This is a genomic window from Tessaracoccus luoxuelianae, assembly GCF_055326245.1.
Genome location: NZ_JBUZNO010000020.1, coordinates 1 through 13873 on the forward strand (window position 1 = coordinate 1; position 13873 = coordinate 13873).

The 13873-nt window shown below is 68.2% G+C and carries 9 protein-coding genes and 1 pseudogene; 8 read left to right on the plus strand and 2 right to left on the minus strand.

Going from position 1 to position 13873, the window contains the following annotated elements; genetic code table 11:
• From ACZK39_RS16390 to ACZK39_RS16400, 3 genes are all read left to right on the plus strand, one after another.
• A partial coding sequence (locus ACZK39_RS16390; protein ID WP_463613939.1) for a toprim domain-containing protein occupies positions 1 to 1847 on the plus strand: 1847 nt, incomplete at its 5' end.
• A 103-nt stretch (positions 1848 to 1950) separates the two neighbouring features.
• Positions 1951 to 2331 (plus strand): TnpV protein, encoded by a 381-nt coding sequence (locus ACZK39_RS16395; RefSeq protein ID WP_463613823.1) that lies wholly within the window; start codon positions 1951 to 1953, stop codon positions 2329 to 2331.
• 149 nt (positions 2332 to 2480) lie between these two features.
• Positions 2481 to 7601, plus strand: coding sequence for a helicase-like domain-containing protein (locus ACZK39_RS16400; RefSeq protein WP_463613940.1), 5121 nt, complete (start codon positions 2481 to 2483; stop codon positions 7599 to 7601).
• Between the two features lie 57 nt (positions 7602 to 7658).
• Here ACZK39_RS16400 and ACZK39_RS16405 read toward each other — a convergent pair whose 3' ends face one another.
• Positions 7659 to 8426: a coiled-coil domain-containing protein gene (locus ACZK39_RS16405; RefSeq protein ID WP_463613941.1), complete on the minus strand. Its 768-nt coding sequence runs from the start codon at positions 8424 to 8426 to the stop codon at positions 7659 to 7661.
• Positions 8427 to 8707: 281 nt separating this feature from the next.
• Between ACZK39_RS16405 and ACZK39_RS16410 the strand changes: the two are divergent.
• From ACZK39_RS16410 to ACZK39_RS16430, 5 genes and pseudogenes are all read left to right on the plus strand, one after another.
• A pseudogene (locus tag ACZK39_RS16410) lies at positions 8708 to 9422 on the plus strand (NAD(P)-dependent oxidoreductase).
• The gene (locus ACZK39_RS16415; RefSeq protein WP_463613942.1) at positions 9422 to 9856 is read left to right on the plus strand and encodes a MarR family winged helix-turn-helix transcriptional regulator; all 435 of its coding nucleotides are present in this window, start codon (positions 9422 to 9424) and stop codon (positions 9854 to 9856) included. The pseudogene ACZK39_RS16410 and the gene ACZK39_RS16415 overlap by 1 nt, the downstream one beginning before the upstream one ends.
• The gene (locus ACZK39_RS16420) at positions 9853 to 10719 is read left to right on the plus strand and encodes an SDR family oxidoreductase (protein ID WP_463613943.1); all 867 of its coding nucleotides are present in this window, start codon (positions 9853 to 9855) and stop codon (positions 10717 to 10719) included. Before ACZK39_RS16415 ends, ACZK39_RS16420 begins: the two co-directional genes overlap by 4 nt.
• Positions 10720 to 10740: 21 nt before the next feature.
• Positions 10741 to 11556 (plus strand): YfbU family protein, encoded by an 816-nt coding sequence (locus ACZK39_RS16425; protein WP_463613944.1) that lies wholly within the window; start codon positions 10741 to 10743, stop codon positions 11554 to 11556.
• A 72-nt stretch (positions 11557 to 11628) separates the two neighbouring features.
• Positions 11629 to 12333 carry a DUF3800 domain-containing protein gene (locus ACZK39_RS16430; protein ID WP_463613945.1) on the plus strand — a complete coding sequence of 235 codons (705 nt, stop codon included), beginning with the start codon at positions 11629 to 11631 and terminating at the stop codon, positions 12331 to 12333.
• A gap of 188 nt (positions 12334 to 12521) precedes the next feature.
• On the opposite strand, the gene ACZK39_RS16435 is transcribed toward ACZK39_RS16430, so the two are convergent.
• Entirely contained in the window at positions 12522 to 13757 is a 1236-nt protein-coding gene (locus ACZK39_RS16435) for an integrase catalytic domain-containing protein (protein ID WP_463612408.1), read from the minus strand.
• Between the last annotated feature and the right edge of the window lie 116 nt (positions 13758 to 13873).

Below are 13873 nucleotides of genomic sequence, written 5' to 3' on the forward strand. Positions count from 1 at the left end.
TGGAGGCCAGCCCCTGGTGGCCCCACCTGGCCGCCGCGATCACCCACGCCACCGACCACGGACACCACCTCGAGCACCTGATCACCCCGACGGTGGATGTGTCCGGGTTCGATGATGCGTGTCAGGCGATGCTGTGGCGCACACACCACCTCACTACCCTCCCCCCGGACGAGCAGGGGGAGCCGCCGCATCCCGACGAGGTGCCGCCGGAGGGGATCGAGGACATCGACTGGTCCACCCGCACCGCCGACCTCGCCAAGGCGGCGAGTTTGCGGGAGCGTACCGATCCGGACTTCACCGAGGTCGAGCTGCGGCAGGGGTTCGCGGCCGCCGACCGCTGGGCCGAGACCCCCCACACCCCGCAGCGCCTCGCCCAGGTCACCGAGGCGGCGGCCGGGTTCTTCGAAGCCCAGCTGCCCGGCTCATGGAGCCACACCTACTTCACGGAGCGGTTCGGTCAGGATCTCGCCGGCGACCCACGGTTCCGGATCGGGCACGCCCCCGCGGGCTGGACGACGCTGGTCAGTGCGCTGCGGAAGCAAGGATTCGACACAGACGAGCTGCTCGCCGCGGGGGTGGCCACCACCACGAAGCAGGGCACCGTGGTCGACCGATTCCGCGACCGCGCCATCCTCCCCATCACCCATGAAGGCGTCATCGTCGGCTTCGTCGGCCGCCGGCACCCCGACGCCGGCGACGACCACGGCCCCAAGTACTTGAACAGCCCCGCCGGCGCCCTGTTCGCGAAACGCGACGTCCTCTACGGCCACCACCTCCTCACCCCGGAGGCTGTGCCGGTGATTGTGGAGGGGCCGATGGACGCGATCGCGGTCACCCTCGCCGGCCACGGGGCCTTCATCGGCGTCGCACCGCTTGGAACCGCGCTGACCCGGGAACAGACGCTCCTGCTGCGCGACGGACCCACCCCGCTGATCGCCACCGACGCCGACAACGCCGGCCACATCGCAGCCGAGAACACCTTCTGGCTCCTCGCCCAGCACCGCCTCGACCCACGCCGCCTGCTCCTCCCAGCCGGCGGAGACCCAGCACAGCTACTCCAACAGCACGGCCCCGACGCCCTCCACCACGCGCTGGCCGAGGCCACCACGGCGCAGGGGGACCTGATGATCCGTGACCGGGTCACGTTCCTCACCCCCGCCGACGCCGGCCGGCAGGTCGCCGAGATCCTCGCCGCCCGCCCCCCAGCCACCTGGCAACAGCACCAGGCGATGGTGCCGGAGGAGCAGACCCGACACCTGGTGACGCGGATCAACGCCTGGACCACCACCCCGGCCGCGGCCGCCGACCACGCACGCGAACAGACCCGGCAGACACGCCGCCGCCTCGACCAGACCCCAGCCGACCGCTGGCAACGCTGGGCCGACCTGACCGGCCTGGCTGGGGTGGAGGAGTGGCCGCAGCTCGCCGCCCGGCTCGACGAACTCCACCACGCCGGCGCCGACACCACACTCTTGGCCCGGCGGCTGGCGAAGGTACCGGCCGCAGTGGCGGCCGCGACCCTGGCACGCCACCAGCCGGGGGCTGCGGTGGAGGTCGACTGGCGTCCCTGGGCCCAGGCCGTGAACCCGACCCTGCTGGGTGAAGGGTGGGGGAGCGTGCAGGCGGACCTGACCAGGTTGCAGGCCGCCGGCACCGACCTCACCGCCCTGGCTCGGAGGCTGGCGGGTCGCGACCCGGAGAAAGTGGTAGCAGGGCTGCGCAACGTGCTGCGCAACCTCGCCAGCCAGAGGCCCACCGGTTCGAAGGTGTCGGAGGGGCCCGAGATGATGACGCTACAAGGACTGTGGAGAGGGGTGGGTCGCGATGATGGTTCACGCGGTGTGTGACCTGAGTTGGGGTTCTTCGAAGGCATGGCGTCTAGAAGTCGATCCCGCTATGACCAGCCCTCGCTTGAGGAGTTGTGGCTCAGCGCAGATGAGGAGTCCGTTGATGAATCAGTACGGCCGGTTCGCCGAGCAGTCGTGGCAGATGCTGGCGCCGGCCAGGTACGCGGCGTTGGAGGATCCCAACCACTTCTTCTCGACGTTGGGTCAGGAGGCCCAGACGCGGGTGGTGTGGCTGGCCGAGCAGATGCAGGGCCCCGACCCGACCGGCGAAACCTACTGGGAGAAGGTGGGTCGGCTCAACGCGATCCGGATGCAGGCCGAGGAGATCGTCCGGGCCGAGATGCTGACCCCGGAACCGGAAACCCTGGAAGAGGAGGACGACGAGAACGCGGGCTTCGACCCGCAGACCTCCTCGATCCTGCAGCTGCTGATGGAGACTCACCACGCGATCCACGACAAGACGGGCCTGATCGAGGACCAGTAACCCCCACCCCACCAGCCCCTCCCTCAACCGCTGCCACGTCCGCAGCCGGGCCGGTGGCGGTCCCGGTGGCGGTCCCGGGGGTGGGGTTTCGGGTTGGGGGGCAGGACAGTTTGGCGCCGTCGGGGGCGGTAGCCCGGTTCGATGCCAACGTGGCCGCGATCCGCGTCCTCCACCGGGTGCAGGCCGAGGGCCGCCCTGCGACGGTGGGGGAGCAGGAGGTGTTGGCCCGGTGGGGGTCGTGGGGGGCGCAGGGCCTGTCGCAGATCTTCGACGAGTCCCGCCCCGATCATGCGCAGCGGCGCCAGATGTTGCGGGAGCTGCTGGACCCGGCCGCCTACGATGCGGCGCGCCGCACCACGATCAACGCGCACTACACGCATGTGGAGTATGCCCGCGCGATCTGGGACACGCTGATCGAACTCGGCGCCCCCACCGGGGGGCGGGTGTTGGAGCCGGGCTGCGGGGCGGGGGTGTTCATCGGGACCGCCCCGGAGGCGGTGTCGATGATGGGCGTCGAGCTCGACCCGACCACCGCCGCCATCGCCGGCCTGCTGTATCCCGGGGCGCTGATCCGTGCCGAGTCGTTTGCCGAGACCCGCCTACCGGGCGGGTACTTCGACGCGGTGGTCGGGAACGTGCCGTTCGCTGATGTCCGGCTCCATGACCCGCTGCACAACCCGCACCACTACGTGATGCACAACCATTTCCTGTCCAAGTCGGTGCAGCTGACCCGCCCCGGCGGGCTGGTGGCGGTGCTGACCAGCCACTACACCCTCGACTCGCGTGACCCGGCCCATCGCCGCGACCTGCACCACCTCGCTGACCTGGTCGGCGTCATCCGGCTCCCCACCGGCGCCCACACCGCGGCCGCCGGCACCGAAGCCGTCACCGACCTCCTGATCCTCCGCCGCCGCGTCGAAGGGGAGGCTCCGGGGGAGGATGACTGGATCTTCACCGACCCGGTCACCGTGCCCGGACCCCACGGCACCGAGGAGACCCTCCACATCAACCGTCGCCTGACCAGCAACCCGTCGCTGGTGCTCGGCCAGCCCGAGTGCAGGGTCGGGATGCACGGTGTCGCGGGCCTCCACATCACCCCCACCCCCGACCTCGACACCAGCGAGGCCCTCCGCGACGCCCTGGCCGGGATCACCCGGCGGGCCCGCGAGAACGGCTGGACGTTCACCCCCTCCACCGGCGACTCGCCTGTGCTGGTGGGGGAGGGGGTGGCTGAGCGGGATGGGCATCTGAGCGCGCATCCCGATGGCCGGTTCACCGTGGTCTCAGAAGGCGTGAACGTGGCGGTGGAGGTCCCGGTCAGGCAGCGGGTCGAGGTGCGGGCCCTGCTCGAGCTGCGGGACCAGGCCCGGACCGTGATCGCGGCCGAGACCACCGCCGCCGATGGTGATCCCGGGTTGGAGGAGGACCGGCGAAGGCTGCTGCGCTCATGGGAACGCTACGTCGAAGCGTTCGGGCCGATCAACCGGTTCACGTTGACGAAGCCGAAAGACCCGACCCGCAGACCGGCGCGGTTGATACCGGCGGCGGTGCGGCTGGTGACCCGCCTCGACCCCTACGGTCCGCTGGTCGCGGCCCTGGAACGCTTCGACGACGACACCGGCCTGGCTCTGCCCGCGGGGTTGCTGACCGCCCGGCAGATCGTGCCCCGGGAACCCGTCACCTCGGCTGAGACACCTTCGGATGCGGTCAGTGTCAGCCTGGACACCCTCGGCCGCGTCGACCTGCCCACCATCGCCGCCCTGCTGGGCTGCGACCAGACCCAGGCACGACAACGGATTGATGATCTGGTGTTCGACACCCCCACCCCGGAGGGCGACAGCAGCGGTGTGGTGTTGCGGGCCGAGTACCTCTCCGGCAACGTCCGCGACAAACTCGACCTCGCCCGGCAGGCGGCCGCCGTCGATCCCCGCTGGCAGCACAACGTGGCCGCGCTAAGGGCCGTGCTGCCCCCCGACCTGGGCCCAGGAGAGATCACCGCCGCGCTGGGGGCGGTGTGGATCCCGGCCGAGGATCACGCCTTGTTCATGCGCGAGGTCCTGCAGGATCGGCAGGCGAAGGTGACTCATATTCATGGCTCCGAGTGGGTGGTCGAGGGCAACAAGTGGTCGATGTCGGCGACCCACGATTGGGGGACCCGCCGGCTCACCGCCCCCGAACTGATCCAGCGCCTGCTGACCCAGACGCAGATCCTGGTCAAGGACTCCCACACCGACCGTGACGGCCGCACAATCGACACGTTGAACGCCACCGAGACCGAGGCCGCGCAGGAGAAAGCCCGGCTGCTGGCGCAGCGGTTCGCCGGGTGGGTGTGGGAGGACCCCGAGCGTGGTGCGCGGCTGCAGGCCGAGTACAACCGCCGGTTCAACTCGATCGTGCTGCGCGATTACAGCGCCGAAGGTCAACAGCTGACGTTCCCCGGTTTGGTGAGCTCGTTCACCCCGCGGCCGCATCAGCGGGCGGCGGTCGCGCGGATGCTCAACGAGCCCTCCGTGGGCCTGTTCCACGTCGTCGGCGCCGGGAAGACCGCGGAGATGATCATCGGCGCCACCGAACTCAAACGCCTCCAGATGATCCGTAAACCCGCGATCGTGGTGCCCAACAACCTGCTGGCGCAGTTCACCCGCGACTGGATGCAGCTCTACCCCCACGCCACCGTCCTGGCCGCCGGCGCCGATGACGTCACCGCCGACAAACGCCGCGCGTTCGTCGCCCGCGTCGCCGCCAACGACTGGGACGCGGTCATCCTCACCCGCACCGCCTTCCAAGCCCTCTCCCTGGACCCGCGCCGGGAACTGGACTACCTCACCGACCAGACCCGCGACATCCGCGCCGCCCTGACCCGGGCGGCTGAGGCCGGCGGCCGCGCCGAGTCCCGCGTCAAAGCCATCGAGAAGCAGATCCTGCGCGCCGAAGAGAAACTCAAAGCCAAACTCGACCAGCCCCGCGACCCCGGGATCAGCTTCGAGGAAACCGGCATCGACTACCTGGTCATCGACGAACTCCACGACTACAAGAACCTGCGCGTCGCCTCGAACATCCCCGGCGCCTCCATCGACGGCTCACAACGGTCCCAGGACCTCGACGCGAAACTGTGGTTCCTGCGGGACCGCTACGGGCATCGCGTGATCACCGGCGCCACCGCCACCCCGATCGCGAACTCCGTCACCGAGATGTACGTCATGCAGCACTACCTCGCCCCCCACCTCCTCACCGACGCCGGGATCAACGACTTCGACTCCTGGGCCGCGACCTTCGGGGAAGTGGTCACCGGCTTCGAAACCAACATCACCGGCGACAAGTTCCAACTCCGAGCCAGATTCGCCCGCTTCACCAACGTTCCCGAACTCCTCACCATGTTCCACTCCTTCGGCGACGTGAAAACCGCCGCCGACCTCAACCTGCCCGTCCCCACCATCACCCCCCGCCCCGACGGCACCCCCCTCCCGCAACTGCTCACCGTCGCGAAATCCGACGCCCTGGCCGGCTACATCGACGAGCTGGCCGACCGCGTCGACCTGATCGCCGGCCGACAGGTCGACCCCCGCGACGACAACATGCTCAAAATCGGCAACGACGGCCGCCTCGCCGCCCTCGACATGCGCCTGGTCACCGACCCCGACCAGCACCCCCTCCTCCACGAACCCGGCAAAGTCGACATCGCCGCCGCCGAACTCACCCGCATCTGGCACACCACCAAAACCCGGGAGTATCTGGATCCGGCCACCGGCCAGCCGTCGCCGATCCTGGGCGGGCTGCAGATCGTGTTTTGTGACCTGTCGACCCCCAGCGACCAGTGGAACATCTACCACGAGCTCCGCGACCAGCTCCACGCCAACGGACTCCCACCCGGATCGGTGCGTTTCATCCACGACGCGACCACCGACCAAGCCAAAGCCCGCCTGTTCGCCGACGCCCGTGCCGGGAAGATCGCCGTGCTGATCGGCTCCACCGCGAAAATGGGCACCGGCACCAACGTCCAAGACCGCGCCCTCCACGTCATGCACCTCGACGCCCCCTGGCGACCCGCCGACGTCACCCAACGCGAAGGCCGCGCCATCCGCCAAGGCAACCAGAACACCACCGTCCAGATCAGCCAGGTCATCACCGAAGGCTCCTTCGACACCTACATGTGGCAAACCCTCGAACGGAAAGGCAGATTCATCGACCAGATCATGCGCGGCACCCTGGGCGGCGCCCGCGACATCGAAGACGTCTCCGAAGCCACTCTCAGCTTCGCCGAATTCAAAGCCATCGCCTCTGGTAACCCCCTCCTCCTCCAACACGCCGAAGCCCAACACGACCTGGCCCGTCTCACCCGCCTCGCCGAAGCGCACAAGCACACCCAGATCGCGCTCAGGCACACCATCAGCAGCAGCCAGCACACCATCGAGCACCTCACCGGCCGGCTCCCCGAACTCCACGCCGCCGCCGCACTCACGATCCCGACAGCGGGTGACGCGTTCCAGATCACCCTCAACGGTCAGCGCTACACCAAACGCGGCGACGCCGCCGACGAGCTGCACGCCATGTTCGCCCTGCTGAATCTCCGACCCGACCAGCACCTCGACCTCGGCCCTGTCGCCGAGCTCGGCGGCCACCTGATCCAGATGACCGCACTCGGTAACGGCAACATCGCCTTCACCCTCACCGCCGCCGGCGACACCCCCGCCGTGTCGATCCCGTGTGCGGACCTCGGTAACCCGCAGAAAGGCACCCTCACCAAACTGGAGAATCTGATCAGCCGAGCCCTGCCCGCCCTCATCGCCGGCCACGAAGAATCCCTAGCCGAACACCACACCCGCCACGCGCACGCCACCGCCCTCCACGGGCAACCCTTCCCCCACCAGGACGACCTCGACACCGCCCGACAGCGCTACACCGCCATCAACGAACAACTCACCCACCAAACCCCCCTCACCAGCCCCGACGACGCCGTCGACGCCGTCGACCGTGATCAGGAACGGTTCGACACCTGGGCACACGCCACCAACCCCGCCCTCCTCACCGACCCCGACCGCGACACCACCCGCAGCCACCTGACCCGGCTGGCTCACCTCGGCGCCGACCTCGATCACCTCTCCACACGCCTCAAAGGTCTCCACCCCGAGGCCATCCACCGCGCCCTCGAAACCAACCTCCGACAACGAACCACACCCCCCACAGGCAGCAGCACGCCGAGCAACAGCAGTTCCCAGCATCCGATGGGTCGCACCCTGTCGACGGCGCCCCGGCACACGCCACCCAGATAGAGGCCAAGCGGGACCTCGGCCTTCGGGGAGATCCCGGGTCACTCGACCCAGGAGGGGTCAGGTGCGGCGTTTGGGCACCGGGCCCAGCGCCTCGGCGCGGATGGCCCGCTCCTGGTAGACGTGCAGCTCCTCGCGTGCCTGGGTGATCTCGGCCTGTCGTTGGTGGAGTTGGGCGTCGAAGGCCGCCTGCAGGTCCGCCACCCGCTGGTCAGCATGGACACGTTCGCGTTGCGTCTCTGCGCGGGCCGCGTCACGCTCGGCCGTGAGGACCGCGGCAGCCCCCTGGAGCTCCCCGACCTTCACGCGTAGGGCTTCGGTCTCGGCAACGGCCGTCTCGGCGCGGGACTGGGCCGCGGCAAGAGCGTGCTGCGTCTCCTCGCCGCGGGCCTGGGCCTCGTCGCGCTGCGTGATCGCGTCGGCGAGCTCGGACCTGGCGATCGCCAAGTCGTCGCGCAGCTGCGTCTGCACCTCATCGGCGTGGGCCTGCGCCTCGGCCATGACCTGCTGCACGGCGGCGAGCTCCGCGGCGAGCGATTCCCGGGCCAGAGTCGAGTCATGCAGGTCTTGGCGGGCCTGGGCCAGGGCCGCTGTCAGCTCCTCGACGGCCGCCGTGGCCTCCGTGGCCGCGGCGTCCGCCTCAGCCTTCTCGGCCTCCGCTCGACGCTGACCCTGCTCGGCCCGGGTCGCGCGCGCGTTGGCTGTGGCCACCTGCTCGGCCGCCTCACTCGACACCGCCTCGAGCTGCGCCTCCACCGCTTCCGGGTCACCGACGGTACGCAGCTCCTCCACCAGAACAGTGAGCTGCTGACCGAGATGCTCGATCATCCCAGTGACCTGACCGCTGATCATGCTCGCCCGCTGCCGCGCCGCATCCACCGGAAACGCCTCCACCGGGCGAGGCCCCTCGGCCAGCTTCTGCCGAGCCCGCCACGCAGCCGCCCGAGTGTGCTGCCGATCATCGCAATACTCCGACGGACGCCCCACACCCTCCGAAGACGACACCGCCGGCCGCTCACACCCCGGGAACCGACACACCCGCTGCACAGTCTCAATCGTCATAACGTCACCATACCATAACGCTACGTAACGCAACGTAACGAAAGAAGATGACGAAAACGAAACGAACCTTGGTCGGCGTTGGCGCCGCAGCGACCCTCGGCGCGCACTTTGCTTTAGCGCCTAAAGTGTGTGGTGTGAGTGTTGTTGCGTTCGGTGCCACCGGTGGCACGGGTCGCAGGGTGTTGACCAGGCTGGTGGCTGCCGGTCACCAGGTGCGGGTGTCGGTGCGGGACCCTGCCAGACTCCCATCGGTCGACGGGGGTTGTGGTGGTGGTCGGTGACGTCCTCGATCCGGCTGCGATGGGGGAGACGGTCGCCGGGTCGCAGGCCGTGATCAGTGTGGTCGGGCAGGTGAAGGGTTCCCCGCCCACGTTGCAGACCGACGGGACCAGGCTGATCGTCGAGGCGATGCACCGCCATGGCGTGGCGCGGCTGATCACCTTGTCCGGTGGCGGGCTCCGCGCCGAGCAGGACGGCCCCCAACTTGCCGATCGGATCATCCGTGGGCTGCTGCGCCTGTTGGCCGGGCATGTGCTGGCCGATGCCGAGGGCCACCTGAGAGTGCTGCAGGGCTCCGGGTTGGACTGGACGGTGGTGCGGGGACCGCGCCTGACCGACGACCCCGGCCTGGGCCGGTACCGGGTCGGGTGGGTCGGGGTGGATGCCAGCACCAAGATCTCGCGGGATGACCTGGCCGACTTCATCGTCACCCAACTCGACGATCAGCGGTTCATCCGGCGGATGCCGTTCGTGAGCCACTGATGAGCGGCCGGGACACGCTGATCGGTGGCGCGATCGAGGCGATCGTGATGTGGAACAGGGTCATGGACTCGCATCGGATGATCCCCTTCGGGGAACTGAACCTGAGCCGGGCCCAGCTGGAAGTGCTATTCCACATCGCCCACAGCCCGTCCCCGGCCACCCCCGGAGCGATCGCCGACCGGCTCGGGGTCACCGCAGGGGCCGTCACCCAGCTCGTCGCCGGGCTCAGCGTCCTGGGCCTGGTCCGGCAGGACCGCGACACCGTCGACGGCCGGCGTCGGCTGCTGGTCCTTGAACCCACCGCCCAGACACACGTCGAAGGGTTCGAGCAGGCGATCATCGCCGACTTGTCCCCGCGCTTCGACGCCCTCAGCGATGAAGAGCTCGCGACCCTGACCGGGCTGCTGGCCCGCACCACCGAGGCCACCCGATGAGCACAGTGTTCGTCACCGGCGCCACCGGCACCGTCGGAGCCGCCGTCGCCGCGCAGCTGGCCGCCAGGGGAGAGCGGGTGATCGCCGGGGTCCGCTCCGGCCACGCCGCCCGCCGTCTCCCCGACGGCGTGGACGCGCGACTCTTCGAATTCGCCTCCACACCCGAGCAACTGCGGCGCGTCATGGGCGGCGCGGACCGGCTGTTCCTGATGCGGCCCCCGCAGATCGCCGACGTGACCCGGTTCCTGATCCCGGTCATCGACGCCGCGCAGGATCTGGGGATGAGGCAGGTGGTGTTCCTGTCCCTGCAAGGGGTCCAGTTCAACCGCAACACCCCCCACCACCAGGTCGAGGCCTACCTGAAAGCCACCCAGGCGCCGTACACGATGCTGCGGCCCAACTTCTTCATGCAGAACCTGTCGAGCACCTACGCCGACGACATCGCCCGCCACGGCGAGATCCGGGTCCCGGCCGGCAGATCCCGCACCGCGTTCATCGACGCCCGCGACATCGGCGCGGTCACCGCGACAGTGCTCACCGAACCCGGCCACGACCGCAAGGCCTACACACTGTCCGGGGAACAGTCCCTCAGCTACACCGATGTCGCCCAGATCATGAGCCGCGTCCTGGGCCGGCCCATCACCTACACCCGCCCCACCGAACACGAGCACCTCGCCCAGCTGGCCGCAGACGGCCGGCCAGCCGACTACATCGCGGTCCAGAAGATGATCTACCGCGTGGTGCGGCTCAACGCCTCCGCCGCCCCCAACCGGAGCATCCAGCGACTCACCGGCACCCCAGCCACCCGCTTCGACCGGTTCGTCAACGACCACCGCGACCTGTGGGAACAGCGCGCCTCCTAGCCGGGACGAGCATCCTGCCGTATGCTGTATGACGACGCTACACGTTTGTCATATCGTAGAGGAGTCGGGATGGCTGTGCTGAGTGTGCGGGTCGATGACCATGTGCGCGATCAACTCAAGGAGTTGGCAGACACCAACGGGGTGACGCTCAGCGAGTACGTCCGTGACCTCCTGATGGAGGCAGTGGTTCCCGTGTTCGACTCGCGGCCGCACCACGGTGATGAGCCTGCACCGGAGAGCTTGCGGACCACCGACCGTCAGGTGCTGGCTCTGCTGCACCGCATCCTTGGCCGGGTGCTGCCCGAGGACTCGAACGACGTCGACGGCGACCTCGACTACCAGCTCCGGCGCGCAATGATCCTGGAAGAAGGATTCGCCGGCGAGTATTGGCGGGAAGTCGCAGGACTGAAGACGGAACTGTCGAAGCGAGATTGTGGTCGCGTCTCAGACATCCTCCAGATGTTCCGCATCCTCACCTTCAGCATCGACCATCTCAAGAAGCAGGGCACCCCCGTAGACGACGGGCTGGCCTTCCAGCTTGAGTTCCAAGGTTTCGACCACAACGACTCGCTTGAAGGCCATATGGCGTCCTACGTCGAGTACCTGATGCGCGATGACCGCTGGAGAGAGCTCCAGCCACAGGTCGAGCGCAACGACCGCGGCAACTCCCACTGCCTGATGCTCGACACCTATATGCGGATGCTGTCTGAGTATCGGCGGGTTATGGACGGCCGCGAGCGCGGGTTCGGCCGGTTTGACTACCTGCTGACCCTCGAGGAGTTGCAGCAGGTCGCCGACGCGCGGGTTCACCCTTCGAATCGTCTGGGTGCCCAGTGACGCCTACGACCCACCCCACTTCGGGGGCGGTCGCCTCAGGCCAAGGCGGCTTCACAACTAGGATGCAGGTCCATGCCGCCCTCCCTTGATCGGCTGATCTACATCGACGACTCGGGGCACCCCCAGTCAGGGCTCGTGGTGTTTGGGTGGATCGAGTTCGCTCCGGACCGCTGGGCCGATGTGCTACGCGTCTGGCTGGACATGAGGAAGCGACTATGGCGCGAGTTCTCCATCCCCATCGTCCGAGAGCTGCACACCACCGAGTACGTCAACGGACGAGGCCGGATCTCCACGTTCCTGCCTGAGCGTCACATTCATGCCGGGCAAGCGCACTGGAAGGACTTCGGCAGGGAAGTAGCCACCGAGTGCCTCGAGACACTCCGTTCGACCGAAGGACTCCGCGTCGGGGCGGTGTGGAGACGAGGTGCACCGCAGGAGCTCCACCATACGAAACAGCAGACCTACGCCGCCCTCATCACCCGCATCGAATCGGAGCTGCACGACTCCGACTCTCTGGGAATGGTGTTCATGGACGGCGACGGCAGCGACACCACCTACAGAGCCGCCCACCGGAACCTGAAACTCTCTGCCCGCAGAGTCATCGAAGACGCGGTCCTCACTGACTCGAAACACTCACAACTGGTCCAGATGGCAGACCTGGTGGCCTGGAGCGCCAACGCCCACATCGAGCCCCACCGAGGCAACCAGTACGCGTGGGACTGGTACACCCAGTACCTCTCAGAACGCGACCCCCAGCGGGCACCCATATCCATCTAGCCGCAGAAACAGCAAGACCCCCTGATCCACGGGAGTGGGGGGGTCTGCATCCCCAACGATAGACGATCCGGAACCCGAACTCCAGCCCGCGACGACCATCAGGGATATCGTCGGCCGACGTAGTTCCTCATGTCAAGGTAGCCGCGAAATGATTCCTGGTTCCTCACATGGTTTAGCCGCGAAATGGGTCAGGCGGTGCGTGGGGTCTTGATCGCTGTGGTGGCGCTGGGGAGGGTCAGCTTGGCGGTGTAGAGGGCGTCGGTTTTGTCTTTGGCGGCGGCGATCAGGAGCCCTTGGATGCGGGTGATGTCGCGGGTGAGTTCGGCCAGGTTCAGCTGCTCGCGGCGGGCCAGCAGGTCGGCTTGCTGGGCTGGGGACAGGATCTGGGCGGCGAGGAGCCGGTCCAGGGGTGGACTGGGGCGGTCGTAGATGCGTTTACGGTGTCCGGCCTTGTCGGCGCCCCAGCCGACGGGTTTCTTGGTGGAGATGAAGTAGTTACCGCGGTCAGCCACGAGGGGCCACAGCTGGTTGAGGAGCGCGAGTTCGGTGGGGGTGTCGTAGCGGTAGTAGAACCCTCGCCGGCGCACGATGTGGTTGTTCTTGGCTTCGATGGTGGCTTGGTCGTTCTTCCGGTAGGGCCGTGATCGGGTGAAGAAGATGTCGCGGTGGCCGGCCCAGTTGATGACGTCGTGGTTGATGAACTCGGAGCCGTTGTCGCAGTCGAGGCCTTGGATCGGGAATGGGAACAGGTCGATGGCCTGGTCGAGGGCCTCAAGCATCCAGCGGCGGGCGTTGTTGCGGATCGCGATCACCTGGGTCCAGCCGGTGACCACGTCGGTCAACGACACGGAGCGGGCGAACTCGCCCTTCAGGGTGGGGCCGCAGTGGGCGACGGTGTCGACCTCGAGGAACCCGGGCTCGGCTTCGGCCTCGTCGCCGGCCTTGCGGATCTGGATCGAGGTCCGCAGCAGCGGACCCGGCCGGGTGGTGGTGAACCCGCGTAGCCCGTGGGTGGCCTTGAACCCGGCCAGATAGCGGTCGATCGTGGCCCCGGACATCGCCTCCAGTTCGGCACGCACCCCCGGGCTGTAACCGCCCCGCCCCGGGGCGAGCTCACTGTTGGCCTCCAGGTTCGACAGGAGCCTGGTCATGTCCGCGGCCAGGTAGGGGCCGCACTCACAGCCGGAGAGCACCCACACCCGCTCCAGAACCCTGGCGGCATCGGTGGAGTACTTCCTCGGCTTCGCGCGGCGGCGGTCGATCCTGGCCACGTTCGAGGGCCGGGTGCCGGTGGCGGTCAACAGGTGCCGGGCCCGGTCCCGCGACAGCCCGGTCACGAGGCAGAACTCGTCGAGCATCGCACCCTTGACCTTCTTCGTCGCCGCCACATACGCCCGGGCGTACTTGCGTGTCACTTCGATCACGGCAGTCCTCGATAGATCCGATCCCATCGCTCCAGCGTGAACCGCCCTCACGTTCGCGGCTGCAGTTGTGTGAGGAACGATCACCCTTTCGCGGCTGACTTCTCTGATGATCGTCG

Bases quoted from the DNA above. Each gene is read 5' to 3' on its own strand.
- ACZK39_RS16425 (WP_463613944.1), top strand. From the start codon at position 10,741: ATGCTGTATGACGACGCTACACGTTTGTCATATCGTAGAGGAGTCGGG.
- ACZK39_RS16420 (WP_463613943.1), top strand. From the start codon at position 9,853: ATGAGCACAGTGTTCGTCACCGGCGCCACCGGCACCGTCGGAGCCGCC.
- ACZK39_RS16415 (WP_463613942.1), top strand. From the start codon at position 9,422: ATGAGCGGCCGGGACACGCTGATCGGTGGCGCGATCGAGGCGATCGTG.
- ACZK39_RS16395 (WP_463613823.1), top strand. From the start codon at position 1,951: ATGAATCAGTACGGCCGGTTCGCCGAGCAGTCGTGGCAGATGCTGGCG.
- ACZK39_RS16430 (WP_463613945.1), top strand. From the start codon at position 11,629: ATGCCGCCCTCCCTTGATCGGCTGATCTACATCGACGACTCGGGGCAC.
- ACZK39_RS16405 (WP_463613941.1), bottom strand. From the start codon at position 8,426: ATGATCGAGCATCTCGGTCAGCAGCTCACTGTTCTGGTGGAGGAGCTG.